The 25,620-nt window shown below is 66.1% G+C and carries 15 protein-coding genes and 1 tRNA gene; 6 read left to right on the forward strand and 10 right to left on the reverse strand.

Going from position 1 to position 25,620, the window contains the following annotated elements:
* A complete protein-coding gene (locus JHC81_RS05300; RefSeq protein ID WP_292171636.1) occupies window positions 1-2,376 on the forward strand; it encodes a glucan 1,4-alpha-glucosidase in 2,376 nt (791 codons plus the stop codon).
* A gap of 142 nt (window positions 2,377-2,518) precedes the next feature.
* On the opposite strand, the gene JHC81_RS05305 is transcribed toward JHC81_RS05300, so the two are convergent.
* Window positions 2,519-5,833 carry an amidohydrolase family protein gene (locus tag JHC81_RS05305; RefSeq protein ID WP_292171639.1) on the reverse strand — a complete coding sequence of 1,105 codons (3,315 nt, stop codon included), beginning with the start codon at window positions 5,831-5,833 and terminating at the stop codon, window positions 2,519-2,521.
* A gap of 161 nt (window positions 5,834-5,994) precedes the next feature.
* Window positions 5,995-12,825 (reverse strand): putative Ig domain-containing protein, encoded by a 6,831-nt coding sequence (locus tag JHC81_RS05310; protein WP_292171640.1) that lies wholly within the window; start codon window positions 12,823-12,825, stop codon window positions 5,995-5,997.
* 236 nt (window positions 12,826-13,061) lie between these two features.
* Here JHC81_RS05310 and JHC81_RS05315 point away from each other — a divergent pair, with 236 nt between their 5' ends.
* The 3 genes from JHC81_RS05315 (at window position 13,062) to JHC81_RS05325 (ending at window position 16,361) form a co-directional block, all read left to right on the forward strand.
* On the forward strand, window positions 13,062-13,727 hold the full coding sequence (locus tag JHC81_RS05315) for a helix-turn-helix transcriptional regulator (RefSeq protein ID WP_292171643.1): 666 nt from the start codon (window positions 13,062-13,064) through the stop codon (window positions 13,725-13,727).
* Between the two features lie 99 nt (window positions 13,728-13,826).
* The gene (locus JHC81_RS05320; protein ID WP_292171645.1) at window positions 13,827-14,495 is read left to right on the forward strand and encodes a DUF305 domain-containing protein; all 669 of its coding nucleotides are present in this window, start codon (window positions 13,827-13,829) and stop codon (window positions 14,493-14,495) included.
* Between the two features lie 24 nt (window positions 14,496-14,519).
* Window positions 14,520-16,361, forward strand: coding sequence for a hypothetical protein (locus JHC81_RS05325; RefSeq protein ID WP_292171648.1), 1,842 nt, complete (start codon window positions 14,520-14,522; stop codon window positions 16,359-16,361).
* A gap of 14 nt (window positions 16,362-16,375) precedes the next feature.
* Here the strand turns inward: JHC81_RS05325 and JHC81_RS05330 are convergent, their stop codons facing one another.
* Complete coding sequence (locus tag JHC81_RS05330; RefSeq protein ID WP_292171651.1) at window positions 16,376-16,561, reverse strand: hypothetical protein; 186 nt, start codon at window positions 16,559-16,561, stop codon at window positions 16,376-16,378.
* Between JHC81_RS05330 and JHC81_RS05335 the strand changes: the two genes are divergently transcribed.
* Window positions 16,560-16,694: a hypothetical protein gene (locus JHC81_RS05335; protein WP_292171653.1), complete on the forward strand. Its 135-nt coding sequence runs from the start codon at window positions 16,560-16,562 to the stop codon at window positions 16,692-16,694. The two genes, JHC81_RS05330 and JHC81_RS05335, sit on opposite strands and share 2 nt — an antisense overlap.
* Here the strand turns inward: JHC81_RS05335 and JHC81_RS05340 are convergent.
* On the reverse strand, window positions 16,691-17,044 hold the full coding sequence (locus tag JHC81_RS05340) for a DMT family protein (protein WP_292171655.1): 354 nt from the start codon (window positions 17,042-17,044) through the stop codon (window positions 16,691-16,693). The two genes, JHC81_RS05335 and JHC81_RS05340, sit on opposite strands and share 4 nt — an antisense overlap.
* A gap of 61 nt (window positions 17,045-17,105) precedes the next feature.
* Here JHC81_RS05340 and JHC81_RS05345 point away from each other — a divergent pair.
* Window positions 17,106-17,181, forward strand: a tRNA-Thr gene (locus tag JHC81_RS05345).
* A gap of 30 nt (window positions 17,182-17,211) precedes the next feature.
* Here JHC81_RS05345 and JHC81_RS05350 read toward each other — a convergent pair.
* The 6 genes from JHC81_RS05350 to JHC81_RS05375 all read right to left on the reverse strand — a co-directional run bounded on the left by JHC81_RS05350 (window position 17,212) and on the right by JHC81_RS05375 (window position 25,594).
* The gene (locus JHC81_RS05350; protein ID WP_292171656.1) at window positions 17,212-18,081 is read right to left on the reverse strand and encodes an isoaspartyl peptidase/L-asparaginase family protein; all 870 of its coding nucleotides are present in this window, start codon (window positions 18,079-18,081) and stop codon (window positions 17,212-17,214) included.
* Window positions 18,078-19,313 (reverse strand): cyanophycinase, encoded by a 1,236-nt coding sequence (locus tag JHC81_RS05355; protein ID WP_292171658.1) that lies wholly within the window; start codon window positions 19,311-19,313, stop codon window positions 18,078-18,080. Before JHC81_RS05355 ends, JHC81_RS05350 begins: the two co-directional genes overlap by 4 nt.
* Before the next feature lie 29 nt (window positions 19,314-19,342).
* Window positions 19,343-20,860: a putative basic amino acid antiporter YfcC gene (yfcC, locus tag JHC81_RS05360; RefSeq protein ID WP_292171661.1), complete on the reverse strand. Its 1,518-nt coding sequence runs from the start codon at window positions 20,858-20,860 to the stop codon at window positions 19,343-19,345.
* A gap of 75 nt (window positions 20,861-20,935) precedes the next feature.
* The gene (locus tag JHC81_RS05365; protein ID WP_292171663.1) at window positions 20,936-23,980 is read right to left on the reverse strand and encodes a TonB-dependent receptor; all 3,045 of its coding nucleotides are present in this window, start codon (window positions 23,978-23,980) and stop codon (window positions 20,936-20,938) included.
* 118 nt (window positions 23,981-24,098) lie between these two features.
* On the reverse strand, window positions 24,099-25,106 hold the full coding sequence (locus JHC81_RS05370; RefSeq protein ID WP_292171668.1) for a FecR domain-containing protein: 1,008 nt from the start codon (window positions 25,104-25,106) through the stop codon (window positions 24,099-24,101).
* Entirely contained in the window at window positions 25,103-25,594 is a 492-nt protein-coding gene (locus JHC81_RS05375; RefSeq protein WP_292171671.1) for a sigma-70 family RNA polymerase sigma factor, read from the reverse strand. The genes JHC81_RS05370 and JHC81_RS05375 overlap by 4 nt, the downstream gene beginning before the upstream one ends.
* Between the last annotated feature and the right edge of the window lie 26 nt (window positions 25,595-25,620).

Here is a 25,620-nt window from a genome sequence, read left to right on the forward strand (position 1 = left end):
ATGACCAAATCCCTGATCCTGGCCTCTGTCGCCGCCCTGGCCCTGTGCACCGCCCCTGCCCTCGCCCAGGACCAGGCCCGCATCGCCCCCGGCGCACCCGGCGACGCCCCGACCTGGGTCAATGCGGCCAAGACCGGGGCGGGCGCGTCCTACGAGGCCTATGTCGACGGCCGCTACGCCGACGGCGGCCCGACCGGCGACGTCAGCCGCGTCTGGTTCTCCTTGGCCGACGGGGTCCTGACCGAGACCATGTACGGCCTCATCCACGAGGCCCAGATCAAGCAGCTACGCTTTGCCGTCGTGACCGAAACCGGCCTGTCGGTCGAAGGGACCGACACCACCAGCCGCACCGAATACCTGCACACCGATGCCAACGGTCGCCCCCTGTCGCCGGCCTATCGCGTCATCACCACGGACAACCAGGGTCGCTACGAGATCGAAAAGCGCATCTACACCGACCCGGATAGCCAGTCCTTGGTCGTGCGTACGAACATCAAGGCGATGGCAGGCAGAATTACACCGTACCTGCTGCTCGAACCGCACATGGCCAACACCGGCGTTGGCGATGAAGCCATTGCCTTCAACGACTACCTCTTTTCATCGGAGGGTGACGCTAATCTGGTCTTGCTGCCCGACAAGCCCTTTCAGGTGGTCTCGGCTGGGTTCATGGGTACTTCAGATGGCTTGACTGACCTGCGAGATGGCCGGTTGGACGATGTCTATTTCTCAACCGGAGAACAGCGCGGCAATACCATGCTGACCGGCGCATTGGAGCCGCTTGAAACGGGCGGAAGTCTACAACGAGATTTTGTTATCGGCTTTGGGCCTTCGCCCGCTGATGCAATGCATCAAGCAAAACGGACCTATCTGGTCGGCCTCGATGCCGTCCTCGCCAACTTCAACGGCGAAGGCTCCGCCGTGGGCTGGGAAGACTATATCGCCTCCCTCACCGATCTGCCCCGCATCGCCGAACAGTCCACAGACGGCGGCAAGCTGGCCTATGCCTCGGCCCTGATGCTGAAGGTGCAGGAGGATCGGACCCATGCCGGGGCCCTGATCGCCAGCCTGTCCAACCCATGGGGCGACACGGTCGATGCGACCAATCCCTCGACGGGCTACAAGGCCGTCTGGCCGCGCGACTTCTATCAGGTGGCCATGGCCATGCTGGCGCTGGGCGACACCGAGACGCCGCTGGCCGCCTTCCGCTACCTGCCTCAGGTGCAGGTCCGCGCCGACACGCCCGGCAATACAGGGGCCACGGGCTGGTTCCTGCAGAAGACCTGGGTCGATGGCACCATCGAATGGGTCGCGGTCCAGCTGGACCAGACCGCCATGCCCATCATGCTGGGCTACAAGCTCTGGAAGGCCGGACTGGTCTCCGACGCCGAAATGGCCGGCATGTACACCCGCATGATCAAGCCCGCCGCCGACTTCCTGGTCGAGGGGGGCAAGCTGGGGCTGAACTGGAACGACCGCACCGTCACCCCGCCCTGGACCCAGCAGGAGCGGTGGGAGGAACAGGAGGGTTACTCCCCCTCCACCACCGCCGCCGTGGTCGCGGGTCTGGTCACGGCCGCCGAGATCGCGCGGGCGTCCGGCGACACCGCATCGGCTGACCGCTACCTCGCCACCGCCGACGACTATGCGGGCAAGATCGAGAGCCGCATGTTCACGACCGAGGGTTCGCTCGGCGACGGCAAATACTTCGTGCGCATCACCCGCAACGAGGACCCCAACGACCGCGCCCCCATAGGCGAGGCCAATGCCCAGCAGGGCCTGCCTGAGGATCAGATCGTCGACGGCGGCTTTCTGGAACTGGTCCGCTATGGCGTTCGCCCGCCCTATGCCTCTTCGATCGTCGCCACCCTGCCCGAATATGACGACCAGACGCGCGAGGATCGGCTGCGGGTCCGTTACGATCTGAACGGCGTCCCGGCCTGGCGTCGCTATGGCAACGACGGCTATGGCGAGAATGTCGAGACCGGCAACGGCTATGGCGTCGGCGGCATGACCCCCGGCCAGCGCGGCCGCGTCTGGCCCTTCTTCACCGGCGAGCGCGGCCACTACGATCTGGCCGCCGTCCTGGCCGACACCTCCGGTAACGAGGGCTGGCGCGAATCCAGCCTGAACGGCATCCGCCTGCTGTATGTCCGCGGCATGGAATCCTTCGCCAACGGTGGCCTGCTGCTGCCGGAACAGGTCTGGGACGGCGTCGGCAACGACACGGCCTATGACTACAAGCCCGGTCAGGGCACCAACTCGGCCACGCCGCTGGCCTGGACCCACGCGGAGTACATCAAGCTGCTGCGGTCGCTGGCCGACCGCAAGGTCTGGGACCGCTACGATCCGGTGGCCGAGCGGTACAGCGCGGAGTAAATCTCCCTCCCCTTCATGGGGAGGGATGTCGGCGCAAAGCGACGACAGGGTGGGGTTCGAAAGGGCCAGAGCTCTCGGCTTCGGGCCCCACCCTGACCGCTGCGCGGTCTGTCCTTCCCCATAAAGGGGAGGGAGAAGGCCCTTAGTGACTGTCGTGGCCGTGGGTGTCGCTCTCGGTCGCCGTCGTCGACACCGCCTCGCCATCCGCGCCGGAGAACCAGAACGGCTGACGGGGCCGCTGGCGCGGGGCGACCTCGTTCATGCCGCTGTCGTACACGCGGCCGTTGGCGATGGTGTAGGCGATGGCCGTGGTGTTGCGGATGTTGTCCAGCGGGTTTGAGTTCAGCACCACCATGTCGGCCAGCTTTCCGACCTCCAGCGAGCCCAGGTCGCGGTCCAGACCCAGACCCCTGGCCCCGTTCAGAGTGCCCGCGCGGATGACCTCCAGCGGTGCCATGCCGCCCTGGGCCAGGCTCCACATCTCCCAGTGCGCGGCCAGGCCTTCGCGCTGGCCATGGGCCCCGATCTGGACGTTGACGCCCTCATTGGCCAGGCGCGTCGCCTCGCGCGCGACGGAGATGTGGTTCCACTCATTGTCCGGTGCGGTAACCGGACGACGCGCCCGGGCATCCAGCTGACGCCGCGGGACATATTGCGTCAGGATCGGATCGTTCCAGACCTGGCTTTCCTGATACCAGTAGTTTTCGCCATAGCTTCCGCCATAGGCCACGACGATCGTCGGGTTGTACGAAACGTTCGTCTGACGCCACAACTGGTGCACGTCATCATACAGCCGGGCCAGCGGGATCGAATGCTCGATCGTGGTGTGGCCGTCGATGATCATCGACATATTGTGCTGATACAGCGAGCCGCCCTCGGGCACGACCGACATGTTCAGCTGGCGCGCCGCCTCGATGACCTGCTGGCGCTGATCGCGGCGCGGCTGGTTGTAGCTCTTGACGCTCCACGCCCCGGCCGCCTGCATGCGGCGCAGGGTGGACAGGGCGTCGTCCAGGCTGTCGATCTTGGCCGTCGCCCCGCTGGTCGCGCCATACAGGATGGTGCCGGTGGAGAAGATGCGCGGGGCCACTACGCGACCTGCACGGGCCAGTTCGCTGTGGGCGAAGATCTCGCTGGTGTCGGCTGAGGGGTTGTGGATCGTCGTCACCCCAAAGGCCAGCGACGCATAGTTGACCCAGCTCTGCTCCGGAATGATCTCGTCCGAGCCCATCGCCCCGTGCCAGTGGCCGTCGATAATGCCGGGCATGATGGTCTTGCCCGCCATGTCCATGACGGGAACGCCCGCCGGGACAGGGGTCGAGGCCGCGGGTCCGATGGCCTCGATCCGGTTGCCGTCGACGATGACGACCCCGTTCTCGATCACCTCGGTGCCGTTCATGGTGATCAGCCGCGCACCGGTCAGGGCCATGCGCCCCTGCGGCTTGTCGGCGTCTGCGGTGAAGCCGATGTTGATGCCGCGCTCATCCGGCTTGGGCAGTTCGTCCGGCGCGCCTTCCACGAAGGTGAAGGCCTGGTTCAGGTCGCGGCTGAACAGCTCCGATCCCAGCGACCATTGCAGCCGCTGTGAATCGCCCGACCAGCTCAGCCATTCGCCGGAATCTCGCGTGACCCGAGCCTGGGGCAGAGCCTTGCCGTCCGTACTGACCGCGATCGGCCGTCCCGCCGCCACGAAGGGCGCGACATAGGCATTGAACCGCTCCGTCCAGCCAATCCAGCGACCATCCGGCGAGATGGCGAACTCATTGGCCCATTCCGAGGTCAGGTGGGTCCGCTGGTCGGCACCGTCCAGGTTGACCGAGATCAGCGTGCGCTTGTCGCCGTCGCGACCGGTCAGGAACAGCCGCTCGCCATCCGCCCCGAACTGTGGGCCGACGCCCTCGTCGGTGATGCGAACGGCCTCCCCGCCCGAGATCGACACGCGATAGATGCCGGGGTTTCGGCTCCACAGGGCGCTGGTCAGGCCGCCGCCATCGACGGTGCGATAGACGATGGTGCGCCCGTCCGGAGAAAAGGTCGGCTCGACATAGTGGCCGGGGTTCTGCGTGACCACGCGCCCCTCGCCGCCATTGGCGGACACGATCCGCACCGTGCCGAGCTCCTGATCGTCCCAGGTCGTGTAGACGACCGAACGCCCGTCGCGGGACCACGAGGGGTAGAGTTCAAAGTGGTCGGACTGACGTGTCAGACGGCGCGGCGTGCCGGTCGGCAGGTCGCGGATCCACAGATTGCCCAGGGCTTCGAACACCACGCGCGAGCCGTCCGGCGACGGCTTGGCCCAGCGGATCATCTTCACGTCGAACTGGTCGGGAGCCACATCGACAACGGTGCGCACCGGCTCCTGGATGCGGCGCGTGTCGGCCACGTGGAAGGGAATGTCGGACACGGTGCCGGAGGCGACCTCGACCCGCTGTATCCGGCCGTCGGCCCAGAAGACGATGGAGCGATTGTCCGGCGTCCAGCTGATCGCCGGATAGACGCCGTGGATGGCCCAGGTTTCCTGAAGATCGCGGTCGAGGCCGGAGAAGACCGGCGTCTCGCGCCCGGACTCGATGTCCATCACATACAGCACCGACTGGTACCGAACCCGACGGATGAAGGCCAGCGAGCGGCCGTCCGGCGAGGGCGTGGGGCGGATCGAGCCGCCAGGGCCAGTCACATAGGGCTCGATCTCGCCCGTTTCGCGATCCAGGCGCCGGATGATGTAAATCTGGCCATTGACGTCCTTGGAGTATTCGAAGGTGTTGCCCGGCGTGGCGTCGTCGCTGAAATAGACGTAGCGGCCATCGGGTGAAAAAGCGGGCTCGCCCGTATCCTTCTGGGGCGTGCGGCGCTCGGTCATCTGCACCCCGCCGCCTCCCGAGCGATGGTACATCCACAGCTCGCCGGCTCCCAGCGACCGGGCTGAGGTGAAGTGCTTGCGCCCGATCACGAACTCGCCGTCTGGCGACCATTCGGGCTGGTTCAGCAGGCGGAAGGTCTCCTTGGATACCTGGGTCGGGTTCGACCCGTCGGCGTCCATGATCCAGATATTGTCGCCGCCCGCCCGGTCCGAGGTGAAGGCGATATGGCGACCGTCGGGCGACCATTTGGGCTGCATGTCCCAGGCGATACCGCTGGCGATGGCGCGCGCCTCTCCGCCCCCGATCGGCATCACATAGATGTCGCCCAGCAGGTCGAAGACGACGGTCCGGCCATCCGGGCTGACGTCCAGCGACATCCAGGTGCCGCGCGTCACGTCGATGGAGATGTCGCGCGACGGTCCCGGCGGCGCCTGCACATCCCACTTGGCGTCGTCATCCTTTTCGGCATCCGCTGTTGCGGCAGCAGCGGCCGTCGCGTCCTGGCCCGGCTGCGCCTCGGCAGGCGCAGGGGCCTGGCTCCACGCCGGTGCGACGAAGGACAAGGAGGCCGCCGTGGCCAGGAGCAGGCGCTTCATTCTGGTTCTTCCCCATGGATCGGGGCGTCTCCGCTCGCAATGAAACGATGCCGCGCCCTCGAACGCCCAACAGAGCATTCCCGACGGCCCAAAGTCCAGTCGCCGATGAGCAAAGTGCCGGGGCGTGGACGGATGCGCCCACGCCCCGGTTCACCACCGCCCTAGAACCGCTTGGCCAGCAGGAACCGGAGTGTCGCCCCCCGGCTGCCGTTGCTGAAGCGACCGCCGATGTCGACGCCCAGCACCAGTCCGCTGTCGTAGCGCATCTCCAGACCCAGTTCGGCGGCCAGTTCGTCCCGCATCCAGCGCTCGCCGTCGATCACATAACGGAAGCCCCCGATGTCGGCATAGTCCAGCGCCTGTCCGTCCAGCCCACCGAACTCGTGACGCCATTCCAGTCGCCCGGTCTGGATCAGGACGCTGTCGCGGAACTGGCGCTCCATCTGGGCGCGGATGCCCATGGCCCCGATAACGGACTCCAGTTCCCGCTCGTCGAAGGACAGGTTGTAGAGGCCTGCCCCCGTCTCTGCATAGGCGTCCAGCGTCGTCAGCACATAGTCGATCCGGCCGTAGGTCGAGAACAGTGAAGACCCGCGCTGACGATCCCAACCGGCGGTCAGGGACGCCATCACCATGTCCCCGTCCCGCTCGCCCTGGGCGATCAGGCTGTTGGTCGCCAGCCGTCGGGTATCGAACGCCAGGGAGCCATAGCCCAGCACGCCATCGATGAAGACGCCGGGTTTCGGGCGATAGCTGCCATAGAGGGCCGCGCTCCAGGTCTCGCCATCCAGCCGGCCGGTCTCGCTTTCGCCGATGTCGGTGCGTTGCGAGCCATAGCCGCCGCCCGCGCCGATGGTCAGCTGGTCGCTGATCTTGACGTCGGCCCCCGCACTGATGCCCGAGGTGCTGACGTCGAAGCTGGACGTCCGGGCGGTCTCGTCATAACCGCCGACCGTGACCGCGCCGCCAGTCCAGAAGGCGATGTCGCCGATTTCGCGAGGTCCGCCGCCGGATACGGGCGCCTGAGCTCTCGCGACACCCAGAGCGCTCGTATCCGGGCGGCCCATGTGGTCCGGCAGTTCGAGCAGCGAGGCTTCCCGGTCCTCGGCCAGTTCCCGCTCGCGCTGCGCCCAAGGCAGCTCGTCGAGCGGACTTTGGAACAGCCCGTTGCGGCCACCGGTCAGGGACAGGCCCATGGCCGAACCGCCACGCCCATCGCCATGCAGTTGCTCGTTCCGACGGTTGAAGTTGCCCAGTTGGGTCGTCGCGAACTGACGTGCGGCCTCGGCCTGTGCCGTCGACAGGGCCCGGACATCCGGATCGGCCGACGGGTCGAGACGCGCACTGACCGTCAGCGTCACCGTCGCCGGCAGCGAGGTGCCGACGCTGTTGCTGAGCGTATAGGTGACCACGACTACACCACTGAAGTCGGCGCGCGGCGTGACGGTCATCGCAAAGCTGCGATCACCCATGGTTCCGGCCGGCACCAGCACCGCGGTCGCCGCCGTTGCAGGACTGATGGAGACGATCGCAGCATCGGCAAATGGCCCCTCGGTCGCCGTGGCCGTCAGATTGACGGTGACCGGTCGGCCCTGTTCGGTCGTGGCGGTCAGGTTCGGCGCCGTGGGGTCCAGGCCGACGATGTTCAGGCTGACGGTTGCCGGCGCGGAGGTCCCACCCGGGCCTACGGCCAGGAAGGTGAAGCTGTCCGCCCCTTCAAAGCCGGCGTTGGCGGTGTAGATCGCCGTGACGATCGGTCCGTTGGGCCCGGCTACCGTTTCCAGAGTCAGGGTTCCATTCTGCGGCGGCGTGCCGATGCGGATTTCGGTGACATCGCCTGTGACCAGGGCCGATAGATCGATCCGGACGGGCTCACCCCCTCGCGAGCCTCCCTCGGCCGGGATCGTGCCCGGCGGCGAGACCACCACCGGCGGCGGTGGCGCACCGATGGTCAGATTGAACGCCTGGCTGACCGACGCCGGCCCAGCGCCGGTCGAGCTGTCGGTCGCGGTTATGGTGAAGGCGTAGCCACCCTGCGCGGTCGGCACGCCGGACAGGACACCGTCCAAGGCCAGCGTCAGCCCGCCCGGGAGCGCACCCGCCGTCACGGCAAAGCTGTAGGGTGCGGCTCCCCCGGACGCGGTCAGGGTCGCCGTATAGGCCACGTCCTCCTGGGCATCCGTCAGGGTCGTGGGCGCGAGGCTCAGCACCGGAGCCGCGATGGCCACGCTGACCGTGGCCGGCGCGGACGTCCCGCCCGGCCCGATCGCCGCATAGGTGAAGGTATCGGTGCCATAGGTCCCGGCGTTGGGCGTGTAGCTCAGCGTCGCGCCGGACGCCGTCGCCGTTCCCCGGGCCGGGGCCGTGACGACCGCCACACTGGTGGTGGGACCTCCGCTCAGAACCGGCGGGACCGCCGTGGCACCCGCGCCATAGGCGACGGTCACGCTGGTCGCGGCCGCGACAGGCGCGGCATCTCCGACCGACAAGGTGTAGACCGCCGATCCTGTATAGGGGCCACCCGATCCGACCGCCGCCGCATCGGTGGCGGTGACGGTGAAGGTGAAGACGCCGGATGTCGTGGGCGTGCCCGTCAGATTGCCATTGGCTCCGAGCGTCAGACCGGTCGGCAGTGATCCGGCCGTAACAGCAAAGCTGTAGGGCGCGACCCCGCCACTGGCCGACAGCGGTTCACTGTAGGCGACACCGACCGTCGCGCCCGACAGCGGCCCTGCGGCGGGCGTCAGTGTGACCGTTGGGGCCGCGATGTTGAGCGTATAGCCGCGCACGATCGAGAAGGGACCGGCACCGGTCGAGCTGTCCGTCGCGGTGACGTTGACGTTGAACGCCCCGCTGACCTGGGGTGTGCCGGACAGAATCCCGCCGGGCGACAGGGTCAGGCCTGTGGGCAGCGCCCCTGCGGTGACGCTGTAGGTGTAGGGGCCCACACCCCCGTTCGCCGCCAGCGTCTGACTGTAGGCCTGGCCGCGCTGTCCGTTGGCCAGGGTGCCGGGCACCAGGGTCAGGCTAGGCAGGCTGACATTGACATTGACAGTGGCCGGTGTGGACGTCCCTCCAGGCCCGGTGGCGGTGAAGGTGAAGCTGTCCGGCCCGGCATAACCGACGTTGGGCACATACAGAACCTGCGATCCCGTGGCGGTGACCGTGCCGCGCGTGGCCGTGCCGACGGCATAGCTGGTCACCGCGCCCGTCACGACCGTCGACAGGTCCAGACTGGCGGCCGTGCCTGTGCCGTCATTGTAGGGGGCCGTCAGATTGAGCCCGGAGCCGACCGGCGCACCGATGAAGGTATACCGGGTTGCCGCCGTCACGGCCGTGGTCCCGCTGGGGGTGATGACGGTGACATCGACCACACCGGTCCCGCCCGGGGCCGTGGCAGTGATGGAGGTCGGACCGTTGACGGTGAAGCTGCGCGCGGGCGTCGCACCGAACCGCACCCCTGTCGCGCCCGTCAGATCAGAACCGGTCAGGGTGACGACGGTGCCGCCCAAAGCCGGCCCGGACGCGGGCGCGATGCTGGTCAGAACCGGGGTCGCATCGTCATTCTGTATCGTCCCTTGCCCCGTGCCGTCGGCCAGGGTGGCATTGATGGGACCCGACAGGGCGATGTCGAAAGTCTCGTCCGCCTCGACCACCGTGTCGCCCAGAACTGCGGGCGAGATGGTCTGGGTGGTGACGCCCGGCGCGAAGGTCAGGGTGCCGTTGGCGGCGGCATAGTCGACACCGGCCGTGGCCGTGTCGTTGGCCGTCGCATAGATCACGGTGACCGCACGACCGCTGGCGGCGCTCAGGGTGACGGTGAACACGGCGTTGGTGAAGCCGCTGTTGCCCTCGATCAAGGTCACATCGTCGATAGACAGCGTCGGTACGGCATCGTCGTTCTGGATGGTGCCGCGTCCCTGGCCATCCGCGACGAGCGCTCCGCTCACATTGCTGACATTGACGAAGAACGCTTCGGACAATTCGTTCAGCAGATCGCCGTTGATCAAGACGTCGAAGGCATAGGTGCTGGCCCCCACCGCAATGGTCTGGGCCGTCAGGCTGCGCGCGACATAGTCCACGCCCGCCGTCGCGCTGTTGTTGGCCGTCGCGATGTCGAACGTCACGCCGCCCGGTCCGGCCGGGGCCGACAGACTGACGGTAAAGGTCGCCGTCGTGGTACCGGCATTGCCCTCGTTCAATGACACATCGTTGACGGTCAGCGAGGGCAGGTCGTCGTTCGTTATGGTACCCGTTGCCGAGGCCGGAGCGCCGACGGTGTAGCCGGTGCCTGCCGCCACCGTCAGGATCACCGTCTCGTCCGGCTCGATGGTGGCGTCGGCCGTCGGATTGACGACCACGGTCGCCGTCGTCGCACCCGCCGCGATGACCACCGGGCTGGTGAAGGTGGCATAGTCCGCGCCACTGGTCGCCGTCCCGCCGGCGGTGAGGTTCACACTGATGGCCGAGCCGGAAGCCTGGCTGAGCGTCAGGGTGTAGACGAGATTGGGCGCACCATCCTCGTTGACGCTCGCCGGAGCCGCGGCGATCGACACGGTCGGCACGTCGTCGTTCAGGATGGTGCCGGTCGCCGACGAGGGTGCACCGATAACATAACCGGTCCCGCTGGCGACCGTCAGGATGACCGTCTCATCCGCCTCGACACCGGCATCGACGGTCGGGTCGAGCACGATGGTGGCGGTGGTCGCATTGGCCGGGATGGTGACGCTGGCGACGTTGCCAGTATAGTCCGTACCGGCTGTCGCCGTGCCGGACGTCGTCAGATTGACCGTCAGCGGGCTGGCGGAGGCCACGCTGCGGCTCACGGTGTAGGTCAGGTTGGTCGACCCGTCCTCGCTGACGCTGGCGGGCGCAACGGCGATCGAGACGCTAGGCAGAGAGGCGACCTGCAGGGTGAAGGTTTCCAGCTCGAAGTTGTTGCCTGGGCCCGTACTGCTATCGGTCACCCGTAGGGTGACCGGATAGCTGCCGGGTGCCGCCGTTGTCGTGCCGCTGATGACACCGGCGGACGAGATCGTGATGCCCGTCGGGAAAGCGCCGGTCTCCAGCAGATAGCTGTACGGGGCGACACCGCCGTTGGCGACGAGCGTCTGCGAATAGGCGGAGCCCTGGCTTGCCGTCCCGGTATTGACGGCCAGGGAAAGAGAACCCGCCTGCACCGTGCCAGTGAAGCCTTTCACCGCCGTGGTCCCTAGCGAATCTTGGGATTGAACGCTGAAGGTGTAGGTTCCGCGCTCCGTCGGCGTCCCGGACAGAAGGCCCGACGAGCTCAGGCTCAGCCCGACGGGCAAGGCACCACTGGCGAGGGAATAGGTGTAGGGTCCCGTCCCGCCCGTCGACGTCAAAGCCTGACTGAATGCCGTACCCGCCGTCATGCCTGGCAGGTCAGCGGGCGTGACGACGATCGACGACACTGGCGGCAGAATGGTGATGTTGACTCTGATCAAGTTATTCGGCGGCGCTTCGCCGTCCAGGACGGTGAAGACATCGCTCGCACCGCTGGTCCCGTTATGGGCATAGTTGATCGTCTGGTTCGCGCCGAACGGTCCGACCGTGCCGGTTCCATGCGTGGCCTGGGTCACGACGGTGCCGAGCCCGAAACCGACATGACAGGATCCGGCGTTGATGCTTACCGAGCCGCCATAGGCGACCGTGGCATACAGGTTGGGGCAGAATGTCGATGTTCCCGACGCGTCGTCATTGGTCAGGGTTCCGGTCGCAGAACCGGGCGAACCCACGGCATAGCCGGTCCCTGAAGCGATCGTGAGGATGACCGTCTCGTTTGGTTCGAACAGGCTGTCGGCCGTCGGATCGATCACGACACTCCCCGTGGTCGAGTTAGCCGGAATCGTGACAGTGGATACGTTGCCGCTATAGTCCGTTCCGGTAGTCGCCGAGCCCGACGTGGTCAGATTGACCGTCAAGGGACTTGCCGAGGCCGCGCTGCGGGTTACCGTATAGGTCAGGTTGCCGGCACCGTCCTCGCTGACGCTGGCGGGTGATACCGAGATCGATACGGTCGGCTGAGCCGCCACGGAGAGTGTAAAGGTCTCCAGTTCGAAATAGCTGCCGGACCCGGTACTGGCATCCGTGACCCTCAGACCGACTGTGTAGTCACCCACGGCCGCATTCGTGGTGCCGCTGATGATGCCGGCGGACGACATCGAGATGCCGGCGGGGAAGCTGCCGGTTTCCACCATGTAACTGTACGGTGCGACGCCACCACTGGTCGCCAGGGTCTGCGAGAAGGGTGCTCCCAACGAGGCCGTACCGGTATTTTGAACCAGAGCCAGCGAAGGGTTCTGGACCGATCCCGTATAGCCCTTATCGACGAACTGTGCGGTCGGGCTGGTCGCGTCTCGTGCGCGGACGCTGAACGAATAACCCCCACGCTCTGTCGGGGAGCCGGACAGAACCCCTCCGCTCGAAAGCGTCAGCCCGGCGGGCAGAACGCCTGACTGCAGGGTGAAGGTGTAGGGGGCTAGTCCGCCGCTCGCTGTTAGTGTCTGAGAGAATGGAGCACCTGCCCGGAGGGTCGGCAAGTTGCCGGGGAGTACGGTTATCGGTGATGCGGAAGCGGTGATCGTGACGGTGACCCGGACGTCGCCATTGCCATCCGCCTCCGTGATTTCGAACACATCTGTGCCTCCCACCCCGGTCGACCCGTTGTGGCTGTAATCCAGGAACCAGCGTCCGCCCGTGATGCGCAGAACCCCGGCACCATGGTCCTCGAAATCCGCAGCCCCATAACTGCCGCCATCGACGTCGCCTATGCCTGCGAAGGCAATAGTGCTGGCGCAGTCCGTAACGTCGATCGTGACGGTGCCGCCCTGGGCAACGGTCGCGCTCTGAGGCGGGCAGAGAAGCGAGGTGTGCTGGGCCTGCGCGGTCTGAGGCAGGGCCAGCAGCGCCAGCGTGAGCACAAGACCACCGACCAGCGCCAGGACCCGGCGAGCAAACAACATCGTCATCGAAACAGCCCCGAAATGCGCGGACTGCCTCACACCGGGCGCGCGCAGGCGAAGCGTAGAGCCTGCCCCTCTGCCGGGACGATGCCTCAGGATGTACTATGACATCGGTCGAGATGGCCCAGACCCCTTCTTCGACGGTATTGAGGATCTGCGATTCAGGCGCAATCTTCGGTTCTGGAAGGTTTCATCAGGATTGAATCGTGGCTCCACAACCCGAGTTTTGGTTAGAGTGAACCATGACATTTATCTCTCTTGATCCGGCGATACGGCCCAGACTCCTGCGCTTTGCCGCCGGCTACTGGTTCATCTATCTGGTTCTGAACTGCGTGCTGTGGAGCCTCGCGGGCGTCGATCTGATCGAGTCGCTGCCTGGCAAGCTGGTTCTGGTGGCGTCATGCGTGATCATGGCATTGGTGATCAGCCTGGTGCTTAAAAGAACCGAAGGACAGTCGGTATCCTACCGCGCATCGCTTGGCCTCGGGCTGTCGCTCGCGGCCGCGATTCTGTTCGTCGTCGTCGATCACATCAATCTGCTCGTCTATCTGTACCCGGAAGCGCTAACCGTGGATGCGGTCTACGTCGGACTCAGCCTGATTGAAGGCGTCGCCATCTTCTTCGGCTGGTCCTGCCTGTCGATGATGCTGCTTGGGGGCATGCAGGCGGAGAAGGAGACCGAAACGCCCGCCCCTGTGAGCGCGGTCAGCGAATTGACGGCGCGACAACGCGAAATCCTCGCCCTGCTGTTGCAGGACAAGTCCAACAAGGAGATCGCGCGCTCCTTGAACATCTCTCCTCTCACGGTGCGCAATCACATTTCGGTCCTGTTCCGACAGTTCGGGGTCAAGCGCCGAAAGGATCTGGCCAGTCTGCTGACCGACGCCGAAAACGGCCTCTCGGCCTAAGGCGATGTAATAACCAGAGCGAATAGCCGCTTGCCCGCAGCGGAGCGCCATGACTACTCTGTCCGCTGACAACGTGCGCAATGGTGGAGTGGATCAGGGGTGCATCTTCGTTTCGGCCTGATCCTGCTGGGCATCGTCGCTGTGCCCGCTTCGGCTCAATCCCCGCCCATCTTCAATCCAGGTGCACCGGGTGCTGCATCGCGCATCGTCAGCGCCGACGAAGCCATTGCCCTGAGTCGAACGACCTTCACGCCCGGCGACGTCCAGTTCATGCAGCATATGGTCGTCCATCATGGCCAGGCGGTCGAGATGGTGCGGCTGCTGCGCGAGAAGGGCACCGATCCCAAGGTCAAGCTGATCGGCGAACGCATCGCTCTCAGTCAGGAGGCCGAGATCGAACTGATGCGCAACTGGCTGGCGGATCGCGGCCAGGCCCAGACAATGACGGACATGCATACGGGTCATGCGGGCATGAATCACGCCGCCCATGCGGGACATGCGATGGCCGCATCCGACACGCCGATCATGCCGGGCATGCTGTCGCCGGCCCAGATGCAGACGCTCGCGGCCGCAAACGGCACAGAGTTCGACCGGCTGTTTCTGCAAGGCATGATCCAGCACCATCAGGGTGCGCTGGACATGGTCGAGGACCTGCTGGCCCAGCCCGATTCGGCCCAGGATCCGATGCTGTCGGACTTCGCCTCGTCCGTGGTCGCCGATCAGTCGGCGGAAATCCTGCGAATGCAATCCCTTCTGTCAGATCTCTGAAGCCGTCCGTTCGAAAGCGCCGCCATGACCCTCCGCCGCCCCCTGCTCTCCTCCGCCGCCGCCCTGTGTCTGTTGATGGGAGCCGGCGTCGCCTCGGCCCAGGCCCCCGCCGCCGCCTCGCCCCAGACCGTTCAGGCCGATGCGCGCACCGCACTGATCGGAGGGTTGCGCGACGCCGCCGAAGCCGCCTCCGGCCTGACGCTGGAACACAGCCTGGCCCCGCCGCCCGGCTTCTTCGACCCCGAGGCGCTGATCGCCCTGCCCTCGAACGAGGAAGAGGCCCGCGCCTTTGCCGCGCGCATGCGGGACAATCCCCCGCGCTATGGCCCGCTGTCGCTGGCCAACACCGACATGGCCATTTCGAACGGCAAGCTGTTCGTCGGCAATTTCAACGGCTTCAACGCCTACGATATCAGCCAGGGTGAGCCGAAACTGGTCATGTCCGTCGTCTGCCCGGGCGGTCAGGGCGACGTGTCCGTGCACGGCAATCTGCTGTTCATGTCGGTCGAGCAGAACCGCGCCCGCTTGGACTGCGGCACGACCGAGGCCACGGGCGACATCAATGCCGAACGCTTTCGCGGCATCCGCATCTTCGACATCTCCGACCTGAATGCCCCGCGCCAGATCGCGGCGGTCCAGACCTGCCGCGGGTCGCACACCCACACCCTGGTGCCCGATTCGCGCGATGCCAACGTCCTTTACATCTACAACTCTGCCACCTCCGGCGTGCGCAAGACCGATGAGCTGGGCATCTGCACCGACGGTCAGCCCGACACCAATCCGGAAACGGCCCTCTATTCCATCGACGTTATCAAGGTGCCGCTGAACGCGCCCGAGACCGCGGCCATCGTCAATCGTCCGCGTATCTTCGCGGACCGCGAGACAGGCCGTATCGCCGGCCTATGGCAAGGCGGACGCGCGGGCGTCTCCAGCCAGCGCACGGCCCAGACCAACCACTGCCACGACATCACCGTCTATCCTGAACTGGGCCTGGCGGCGGGGGCCTGCAGCGGCAACGGCATCCTGCTGGACATCTCCGATCCCCAGAACCCGGCCCGGATCGACGAGCTGTTCGATCCCGACATGGCCTATTGGCACTCGGCCAACTTCAGCAACAGCGGCGACAAGGTCGTCTTCACCGACGAATGGGGCGGTGGCACCAGCGCGCGTTGCCGCGCCGAAGACCCGGCCAACTGGGGGGCCAATCTGGTCGCCAATCTGAAGGACCGCCAGCTGGAGGGGCAGAGCTTCCACAAACTGCCCTCGGTCCAGGGCCGCACCGAGAACTGCGTCGCACACAACGGCTCGCTGATCCCCGTCCCCGGCCGCGACCTGATGGTGCAGGCCTGGTATCAGGGCGGCATCTCGATCATGGATTTCACGGACGCCAGCCGCCCGGTCGAGATCGCCTATTTTGACCGTGGCCCGATCAATCCGGAGCGTCTGGTCGTCGGCGGTTCATGGTCGGCCTACTGGTTCAACGGCCGCATCTATTTAAGCGAGATCGCGCGCGGTCTCGATGTCCTGAAACTGGTCCCCAGCGACCAGCTGTCGGCGGCCGAGATCGCCGTGGCCGAGGCCGTGATGATCGCCGAAAACAATCCCCAGACCCAGACCCGCATCACCTGGCAGGACAGCCCCGAGGTGGCCCAGGTCTATATCGACCAACTGGCCCGCTCGACCGCCGTCGACGCCGCCCTGCTGGCCCAAGCCCGTGCCGCCGTCGATCAGTGGAAGGCCGGCGGTGCCCCCGCTTCGTCAGCTGAAACGATCACGGCTCTGACGGCTGCGGCCGAGAAGGCTTCGGCTCCCGATGCGGCGCGGATGACGGCCCTGGCAGGCCTGCTGCAACGTCGCAGCGCCTGAGGCCATACGACCGCTCACGCGGCGATGACGATATCGCGTTCGCGGCGCTGGAACCGACCGTTCCAGCGCCCGTTCTCCGCGCCAGTATCGGAGAAAGTACGCGTGTTTTCATACTTCTGCATCGTCAACACCCCCGGTCGGCCGGACAGCGAGATCAGTGTGCTGGCGGCCGATGACGACACCTCGGCGCGTTTGGCCATGGCCGATCTGGCCGCGCATTGGCCGGGCTATGAGACGATCTGCCTGTATCAGGGCGAACGCCCCGTCGCCGTGCTGGGCAACCCCCGCATGGGCTTGGTCACCGACGGTCTGGATCTGGGCATCGCCGCCTAGAGCGGGCCGCGGAATATGAACCACGCCCCGCCGATGATCAGGGCAAAACCGACCGCATGGTTCATGGTCAGCTTCTCGCCAAGAAAGCTGACCGAGAAGACGGCGAAAACGATCAGGGTGATCACCTCCTGCATCGTCTTCAGCTCCGCCGTCGAATAGATCGCGTGCCCGATGCGATTGGCCGGCACCGCCAGACAGTATTCGAACAGGGCGATGCCCCAGCTGACGATCACCACCAGCCACAGTGGCTTGGACCCGAACTTCAGATGGCCGTACCATGCCAAGGTCATGAAGACGTTCGACGCGATCAGCATCAAGACCGGCGCGATGTGGGCGAATGAAATCGGCATGAAAACCCCGGCTTGCTTTACCGCCCTTGCGCCATCATAAGGACCGCCGCGTCAAGCGGACGCCGGCTTAGCTCAGTTGGTAGAGCGCCAGTTTTGTAAACTGGATGTCGCGGGTTCGATTCCTGCAGCCGGCACCAGACGCCCCCGCGGCGCAAATCCCTAGTGACCTAAAAGACAGCAGCCTGCGGTGCCGCATGATGGCTGGCCCAGGCCCGCTTCATGCCGTCCGTGTCGTACGGCATGGCGATCCGCCCCTCAGCATCAATGGCGATCAGTCCGCCGTCGCCGCCCAGGCGTGCGACCTCGACCAGTACGCCCGCCGCCGCCTGATCCAAACCTTGACCGGCATACCGAACACGCGCCGCCAGATCATGGGCGGCCGAGGCGCGGATGAAGGCCTCTCCCAGGCCGGTGCAAGAGACTGCGACCCGGCTGTCCGCCCAGGTGCCTCCCCCGATGATCGGTGTGTCCCCGACCCGGCCCGGCCGCTTGCCATAGATGCCCCCGGTCGAGGTCGCAGCGGCCAGACCGCCGGATATATCCAGAGCCACGGCCCCGACCGTGCCGTGCCCCTCCTCGAGATCGACTGCTTCAAAGCCGTCGGGTCGCACCAGCCAGTCCAGGCCGGGCGGACTGGCCGTGCAGGATTGCTCCGCCGCGAAGGCCTCTGCCCCGGCTGACGTGAGCATGACATGCTCGGATCGCTCCATGACCCGACGCGCGACCTGCACCGGGTTGGTGAAGCCGCGAAGGGCCGACACCGCACCCGCGCGACCATCGCGGCCATTCATGATGGAGGCATCCAGTTCGACGTCGCCCACGGCATTAGCGGCCGAGCCGCGACCCGCGACGAACAGGCCGGACGTCTCCAGCGCCAGCACCATGGCCTCCACGACGTCCAGGGCCGACGCCCCGCGCTTCAACCGCTCGGCTCCATCGTTCACTGTCTCCAGCAAGAAGGCCTGCGCCCGATCGTAGTTGCGGCCCGCGCGGACGCCCGCGCCACCATGCAGGACCAGGCCCCACGGCGCGCTCATGGCTGCACCGCGTCGAACTGTACCCGCCCCGGGGTGATCGCCAGATCGAGACTGTCCACCGTCATGCCGCCGTCTCCGTTCTCTGCCCTTCCAAACCAGGCCCGCGTCTCGGGTCGTCGCGTCAATCTCAGCTCCAACGCGCGATGGTCCGGCCCAACCGTCCATAGTCTGATCAAGGCCAATCGCCCGCCTATCAAGTCCGCATCGATATGCTCAACGAGCGTGCGGCTGGGGACCAGTGCGCCTTGCTCGACAAGCCGCGGTTCAGTGTCGTCAGGTCGCGGCATCGACACTGCCGTTCTGAAGGGTGCCGGCGTCACCCAGCCCGTCGCCAGATCGATCTGATCGCCTGAAGCCGCCAGCGAAAGACGCAGGCCGCTTGCGGGGAAATCGTTCGGGCTACCCGTCTGTTCGGCATCGACGTCATCGATGACGGTTACGCCGCCCTTGCCGACCACGCGAGCCTTGCCTTCGTCGACGTCCACGATCAGGGCTGTGTTTTCGTCTATGCCATAGCCAAACCGGTGAGCTTCAGAGCGCAGTGTGGCCCGGACCAGACGTCCCAGGCGCGCCTGACGATCGAAATGCTGATCGATCAGTCCGAACGGGAAGAAGCCGGCCCCCGGTGCCAGGATCAGCGCACCGGTCTCCATATCGGCGGGGCCGGGCACGGCGGGGACCGGGTCCAGCAGCGCCGTCAGACCATCGCCCCGCACGATCATGGTCTCCGGCTGGATCGCGGCCCCGGCGCTGGAGCCCCCGACGACCGCGCCCTGATCGAACCGTTGCCGCACGGCCTGCAATAACGGCGTTGGGGCACCTTGGTCGTCGAACAGGACCTGAGCCGTCCGGGCCTGATCTCCCCCGGTGAACCAGATGCCGCCCGCCGCCTGAATCATAGCCTGGTTTGCCGGGTCTGTGCCGCCCGAGTTCCACTGGCTTTCGTCATCAGGTGTCGTGTCGTCGTCGATGATCGCCGCTCTGATCAACACGATGCGCGATCGATCGACACCATAGGCCGCCATGGTGTCGCGGAAACTCTCGAACGACGCTACCGGCTCGCCGGACGCGGCGGCGATGACGGCGATGGTGTCGTGCTCGGGGTCCGGCAACCCCGCGATCAGGGCTTGCCAGACCTCGGCATTGTCGGGCGATACGGCCCCGCCACCGATGACCAGCCGGCCAGGCTCGGCCTGACTGGGGGAGACCATTCCCGCGATCGACACTGCCATCACGATTATCGCCGACAGACAGCTGCGCATCAGGAATACCCCATCAACTGGGCCGCAACGACGAACACAGCCGCCAGGGCCAGCAAGGCCAGCACCGGCTTCCAGATAAAGCGCAACCACGTCGCCCAGCCGATGCGAGCCGCAGCCAGCGATCCCATCAGGGCAGCCGAGGCCGGGCAGACGATGTTGGTCAGGCCATCCCCCAGCTGGAAGGCCAGCACCGTCGTCTGGCGCGTCACGCCGGAGAGGTCGCCCAAAGGGGCCATCAGCGGCATGGTCAGGGCCGCCTGACCCGAGCCCGAAGCCACAAACAGATTGAGCACGCTCTGGAACCCCAGCATGCCCAAGGCGGACCCCCAGTCAGGCAGGACGGCGGACCATGTCCCCACGGTGTCCAGCAGCGTATTGATCACGCTGGGTCGGGTCGGGTCGTCCCCCCCCATCAACAGGACGATCCCCTTGGCGATGGCGACGACGATGACCGCCGGGGTCATCTGCATCGCCCCGTCACGAAACGCTTCCGCCAGGCCGTTTGCGGTGACACCCGGCGAACGAAATACCAGGGCAAGGATCCCCACGACCAGGCCCAAAGCCAGGAACTGCCCGGCGATCTCGGCCAGGAAATAGCCCTGGCTGGTCACGCCCCAGGCGACCCAGACGATGACGACGGCCACCATGGCCAGGATCAGCCAGTCCTCGCGGCGGACGGTCTCTCGCAGGGTCGATAGCTGATCGGGGGTGCGATACAGCGTGGTGTCCAGCGCATGGGTCAGCGACCGCTCGGGGGCTGCCTTGATCCACACCGCATAGCGCCAGGCGATCGCGGCCGCCGCCAGGGTGAACACGCCCCACATCACCAGCCGCAGCCCCATGCCGGACAGGATGGGCACCCCGGCGATCCCCTGGGCGATCACCAGGCTGAAGGGGTTCATCCAGGACGTCGCAAACCCGACCTGGGTCGCGACATAGGTCACGACCACTGCCGTCAGGCTGTCATAGCCCGTCCGGACCAGTACCGGGGCCAGGATCAGCACGAAGACGACCGCCTCCTCCCCCATGCCGAAGACAGCACCGCCCAGCGAGAACAGAACGAAAAGCAACGGGATTAGCCAGGTCTTGCCCGTTTCGCCCTGGGCCATTAGCCGCCGCAAGGCACGCTCCAGCGCCCCGGTCCTCATCACCACGCCGAACGCCCCACCGACGATCAGCAGGAAGGCCATCAGACCGACGGTTGCGGCATTGCGATCGCCGGTGACCAGCCCCTCGAACAGGAAGTTCAGAAAGCCGATCTCGCCTCCCGCACCGAACAGCGGTGCACCGCCCGCCTGAGCGTCGGGAACCAGCCGAAAGGATGCGGGATCGATCGTGGGCCGCGCACCACTGGCCGCCGAGGCGACCACATCGAACACGCCCTTGGGCACCAGCCAGCTCGCCACGAATGCCAGCACGGCAAAGCCGAGCAGGATGAGAAACGTATCCAGCCCGCTGCCGGTCGATGCCGGTGGCGGCGCGTCGGTCGGCGACGGCTGGGGGGCGTCGGTGGGCATCAGAGGCATCATGATCGTACTCGCACAGGGGCCGGGATCGAGACCGGGTCGCAAACGCGCCCGGCCCTTTCGCCGCTAGAAGCGGCGCGTGATCCGCACGGTGGCGAACCGACCCAGTGTGTCGTGATTGATGTGGTCCACATTGGCCCCGCTGCCCAACACCCGCGGCGCATCCTCGTCGAACAGGTTGCGCACGTTGAGCTGGACGGTCGTGTCCTCGCCAAGCTCGCGGCTCAGGCTGAAGTCGAAGGTGGTCCAGGCCGAAACCTCGACCTCTGCATTGGCAGGCAGGCCGACGGCCGCCAGGGTGCGGGGGTCGGGATCGTCCTTGTACGAGTTTGTGTAGTTGGCCTGTACGCTGGCGCGCCACGGGCCATTTTTCCAGCGCAGCTTCGCCGTCGCGGCCAGTCGGGGATACTGATACTCGCCCGCCTCATCGATGGGTACGGACGTCAGCGACGCCTGACGTTCGAACTCCAGCAGATAGCTGGCATCAACCAGGGCCGTGAAGTCGCCCCAGGGCGTATCGTAGATCCGCTGGGTGTAGCGGAAATCCAGCCCCCTGGCCTGCTGGTAGCCGAGGTTGCCGATCTGGAAATGGGCGTCGGTGACAAAGCCCGTCGACGACACTTCCAGGCCCGGCGTACCGGTCGGCAGCAGGCCCTGACCGACCACCGCAAACTCGCCGGCCAAGGCACGGCGGATGAAGTCGTCGCGGTCCAGCCCGACCAGGTTCTCGTGTCGGATGTCCCAATAGTCGAGACCGATATCGATGGTGTCCGTCGGCGTAAAGACTGCGCCAAAGCCGTAGGACTCGGCGTTCTCGGCTTCGAGGTTTGGATTGCCGACGTCTTCCGACAGCAGCGCCTGACCCGTCGCACCTGCATCGCCGTCGCACGCCCCCGGCGTCTCCTCGCAATCGACGCGATAGCTGGACAACAGCACCCCCGCGCCGCTCTGCGCCAGCGACGGCGCGCGGAAGGAGGTCGACCAGTTGGCACGCAGGACCAGGCTGTCCAGCGGGGCCCATCGCAGCGCCACCTTCGGATTGAAGTCGCCGCCGAAGTCGTCGTAGTCGTCGTACCGGCCCGCCAGCTGCAGTTCCAGATTGTCGGCCAGCGGCACATAGAACTCCGCAAACGCGGCCCACTGATCGCGCTGGCCCAAGGCGGAGGTGGAACTGAAGCCCAGGATCGGTTCCGGATTATCCGGCGTCGCCACCGCATCGCCCGACGGCGTGTCGCGCAGCTCTTCCCGACGGATTTCCGCGCCGAACGCGGCCTTGACGGTGCGACCGTTGAAGGTGAACAGATCGCCGTCCGCCGAGATGTCCGCCGCATACAGGCGCGACCGGCCCCGCCGCTCGGCGGTGGTGTTCAAAATGTCAGCCAGGCGCGGATCCTGGTTCGTCTGACCCCCGAAGGGATTGTACCACAGCGTGGTCTTGCCGATGTCCTCGCAGGTGTCGCCGACAAAGTCCGCATCCGGGCGGTTCAGGTCCACGTCCCAGCGCTCGACGCGGGTGCCGTCGGTACACAGATTGCCCAGATTGGCATCATAAAAGGCGGCTGTGCGCACCAGGCCGCTCAGCCCGCGCTGGATCCGGTCATTCCCGCCATAGGTCAGGGCGGCTTCGACGCTCCAGCCGTTGTCGAAGCGGTGGTTCAGACCGCTGACCAGACGGAAGCTCTCGGACTCGACCTCGACCGCCCGCGGCTCCAGCAACTTGCCATAGGCGTAGATCGGAAAGCCGTAGAAGTCACTGAAGTCGGTGAAGCCCGCATCTTCGACCAGATCGTCCTGAAGGGCCGTCGGCCAGAAGGGGTTTTCCGGATCTATGGGCGTGCGCGAGAAGTTGGCGGGCGACCCCGTGCCTCTGGATTCGCTCTGCTGGTACAGCACCTCATTGAACCATTCGGTGCGGTCGTCGATGCGCCATTTGTGGCTGAACAGCAGGCCGCGGCTTTCCAGCTCCTCATCCGTGGCGGTGAAATCGTTGACATCGACTTCGCAATACTCGCCCAGATTGCCGCTGCCGAAATCGCCCGCCGGACAGCCGCCGTCGCCGGGCTCTTCGGTCTGATCGAAGGTGTTGGCGAACAGGTCGTTGAAGCTGGGGTAGAAGCCTTGCTGGCTGGGGCGGAAGCTGTCGGCCGTATAGCTGCGGTCGCGGTCGTAGAAGGCGTTGCGCTTGAACCAGTCGCCGACCAGCATCAGCGAGTGGTCGCCGACCTGTCCGCCGATCACGGCGCTGACATTGGTCTTGCCCTCATCGGTCGAGGCGGTCGAGTCGCCATAGGAGACGCTGATCTCGGCCCCCTCGAAATCGTCGCGCAGGATATAGTTGACCACACCGGCCACGGCGTCCGCGCCATACAAGGCCGAGGCGCCGTTGGGCAGGACATCCACCCGCTCGATCGCCGCCAGGGGGATGGAGTTGGCGTCGATGAAGGACTCTTGACCACGCGCGAACGAGGCCACGTAGGCACGGCGGCTGTTGATCAGCGTCAGGGTCGCTCCGGTCCCCAAGCCGCGCAGAGAAACGCCGGCGGCCCCCACGGGCGTGCTGCCCGACAGCGGGCCTGCGGTCGATGTCGAGAAGGTGCCGCTGCCGCCCGACGTCTGGGGCAGATCGCGCAGGACATCGATGATCTGGGTGGCCCCGGACTCGCGAATTTCCTCGGCGGTTACGGTGCGAGCCTGGACCGGACCGTCGTTCGGCAGGCCACGGATGCGCGATCCCGTGACGGCCACCTCTTCCAGCTCCGTGGCGTCGGACGACGCATCCTGGTCGCCGGCCCGAATGGCATAGGCCCCTGACGAGGTCCGTATATAGGAAAGACCTGAACCCGACAGCAGCGCACTTAACGCCTGATCTGGCGAGGTCGCGCCCTGCACGCCACCCGTCCGGGCGTCACCGACCGTCTCGGCCGTGAACAAAACATCGGCTCCCGTCGCCAGAGCAACGCGGCGCAAGGCGTCGTCCAGTCGCCCCGCCGGAACGGTGATAGGGGCCGATTGCGTCTGCGCGACCGCCGCCTGCGATATCGGCAGCACGATACAGGCGGTGCCCAGCATCAGCGCCGCGCGGAACCCCAGCAGTCCGGAACGTGTCGTCATTGTGCATTCCCCCAGTGCGCCATCTTGGGCGTCTGAAGGGTTCGACGCAGTCGTTCGCCCGTCCCTCACCCCCGGCACAAAGAAAATGTGACGGACTTGCGGCGAAGGTGTGTGAGCGTCAGTTTTCGCGACGCTTCAACAGAAGCATGTCGCCGTCCTGCGCCGCGATTTCCACGGGCAGGATGGTCTGGACGGTCTGCACAAAGGCCTCCGGGTCGCCGGTACCGAAAACGCCGCTGATCTTCATCGCCGCGATCTGCGGATCGTCGATAACGATGGCGCGTGCATTGTACCGATTGATCTCGGCCACGGCCTCACCCAGCGGCCGATTGTCGAAGACCATCTTCCCGAACCGCCATGCTCCCGTGACAGCCGGATCGATGGCGGTGACGCTCATACCCGCCGTCGTCTCGATAGCCGACTGACCGGGACGCAGCACGACCTCGGGCCGAGGCGTATCCGCCGCATTCACCGGTTTGGCTTCGTCTGCGGCGTAGAGGGCGACGACGCCCTGCTCCAGCACGACATTGAGCCCGGCGCCCTTGCGATGGACATCGAAGATCGTGCCCAGCGCCCTCACCTCCTGATCGCCGGCGAACACTCGGAAAGGCCGGTCGGCGTCATGCGCGACCTCGAACCGGGCCTGGCCCTGGTCCAGCCACAGGCGACGTTCGCCCCCTTGCATGCGAGCGCGAAGCCGCGAATTGACGTTCAGGGTAATGACGCTGCCGTCTTCCAGCACGACCCGCCGCGTTTCGCCCCTGCGGGTCTCATAGACATCAGGACGCGCCAGAATGGAGGGGGAGACGGCCACGATGACCAGCGTCGCCGCGATCGCCGTCAGGCCCGCCGCCAGAGCGCGCCTGCGCCCCGCCAGATCAATCCGCGGGCGACGCAGCACGCGCCGCGCGTAGGGATCGTCGGCCATCGACCGCATCAGCTGGGCCATGTCCTGCATGCGATCATAGGCCTTGCGGCCCTCCGGATCGTTCAGGGACCAGGCGTCGAATGCCGACAGGTCTTCCGGCGTACGCTGGTCGGACCCCATGCGTGCCGCCCAACCCTCCGGCGTCGTCGGAAAGCTGGCCAGGTCAGGATTGGATATCAGACGCCAGGGCGAGGTCATGGACGATCCATCCCCATGCGTCGGTCCAGATGGGCGATAGCCTTCATCATCTGCTTTTCGATAGCGCTGACCGTCACGCCATAGCGGGCGGCCAACTGGCTATAGCTCAGACCGTCCATGCGGCTCAGCATCAGGATTTCACGGCGTCGGGCAGGCATCTCGTCCAGAACCTCTTTCAGCCGCTCGAGTTGCTGCCTGGAGTTCAAGACGCGCTCGGCCGAAGGTTCCTCATCGGTCAGGATCACATCGTCTGTGCAATCATGCAGTTTCGCGCCCCTGACCCCGTCTCGCCGCGCCCGATCGGCGATGACCGCCGCCGCCACGCGAAAGACATAGGCCTCGGGATTGTCGATCCGCGACCGATCCTGAAGCTTCAGCATGCGCAGCAGCACGTCTTGGGTGTAATCGTCAGCGACATCTGCGCTGAACCCGCGCTTGCGGAAATAGCGATGCAGCGGCTGGGCAAACTGCGCCGCCAGATCGGCCATGAACCGATCCTCATTGGGTCTGTTCA

This window comes from Brevundimonas sp., from assembly GCF_016463295.1.
GTDB lineage: Bacteria > Pseudomonadota > Alphaproteobacteria > Caulobacterales > Caulobacteraceae > Brevundimonas.

Excerpts from the sequence above, each read along its gene's own strand:
- JHC81_RS05310 (WP_292171640.1), bottom strand. The coding sequence starts at position 12,825 with ATGACGATGTTGTTTGCTCGCCGGGTCCTGGCGCTGGTCGGTGGTCTT.
- JHC81_RS05340 (WP_292171655.1), bottom strand. The coding sequence starts at position 17,044 with ATGCCGATTTCATTCGCCCACATCGCGCCGGTCTTGATGCTGATCGCG.
- JHC81_RS05350 (WP_292171656.1), bottom strand. The coding sequence starts at position 18,081 with ATGAGCGCGCCGTGGGGCCTGGTCCTGCATGGTGGCGCGGGCGTCCGC.
- JHC81_RS05375 (WP_292171671.1), bottom strand. The coding sequence starts at position 25,594 with ATGGCCGATCTGGCGGCGCAGTTTGCCCAGCCGCTGCATCGCTATTTC.
- JHC81_RS05370 (WP_292171668.1), bottom strand. The coding sequence starts at position 25,106 with ATGACCTCGCCCTGGCGTCTGATATCCAATCCTGACCTGGCCAGCTTT.
- JHC81_RS05365 (WP_292171663.1), bottom strand. The coding sequence starts at position 23,980 with ATGACGACACGTTCCGGACTGCTGGGGTTCCGCGCGGCGCTGATGCTG.
- JHC81_RS05330 (WP_292171651.1), bottom strand. The coding sequence starts at position 16,561 with ATGGCCAAACGCGCCGAGGTGTCGTCATCGGCCGCCAGCACACTGATC.
- yfcC (WP_292171661.1), bottom strand. The coding sequence starts at position 20,860 with ATGCCCACCGACGCCCCCCAGCCGTCGCCGACCGACGCGCCGCCACCG.
- JHC81_RS05300 (WP_292171636.1), top strand. The coding sequence starts at position 1 with ATGACCAAATCCCTGATCCTGGCCTCTGTCGCCGCCCTGGCCCTGTGC.
- JHC81_RS05315 (WP_292171643.1), top strand. The coding sequence starts at position 13,062 with ATGACATTTATCTCTCTTGATCCGGCGATACGGCCCAGACTCCTGCGC.
- JHC81_RS05355 (WP_292171658.1), bottom strand. The coding sequence starts at position 19,313 with ATGGCAGTGTCGATCGCGGGAATGGTCTCCCCCAGTCAGGCCGAGCCT.
- JHC81_RS05335 (WP_292171653.1), top strand. The coding sequence starts at position 16,560 with ATGGCCGATCTGGCCGCGCATTGGCCGGGCTATGAGACGATCTGCCTG.
- JHC81_RS05325 (WP_292171648.1), top strand. The coding sequence starts at position 14,520 with ATGACCCTCCGCCGCCCCCTGCTCTCCTCCGCCGCCGCCCTGTGTCTG.
- JHC81_RS05305 (WP_292171639.1), bottom strand. The coding sequence starts at position 5,833 with ATGAAGCGCCTGCTCCTGGCCACGGCGGCCTCCTTGTCCTTCGTCGCA.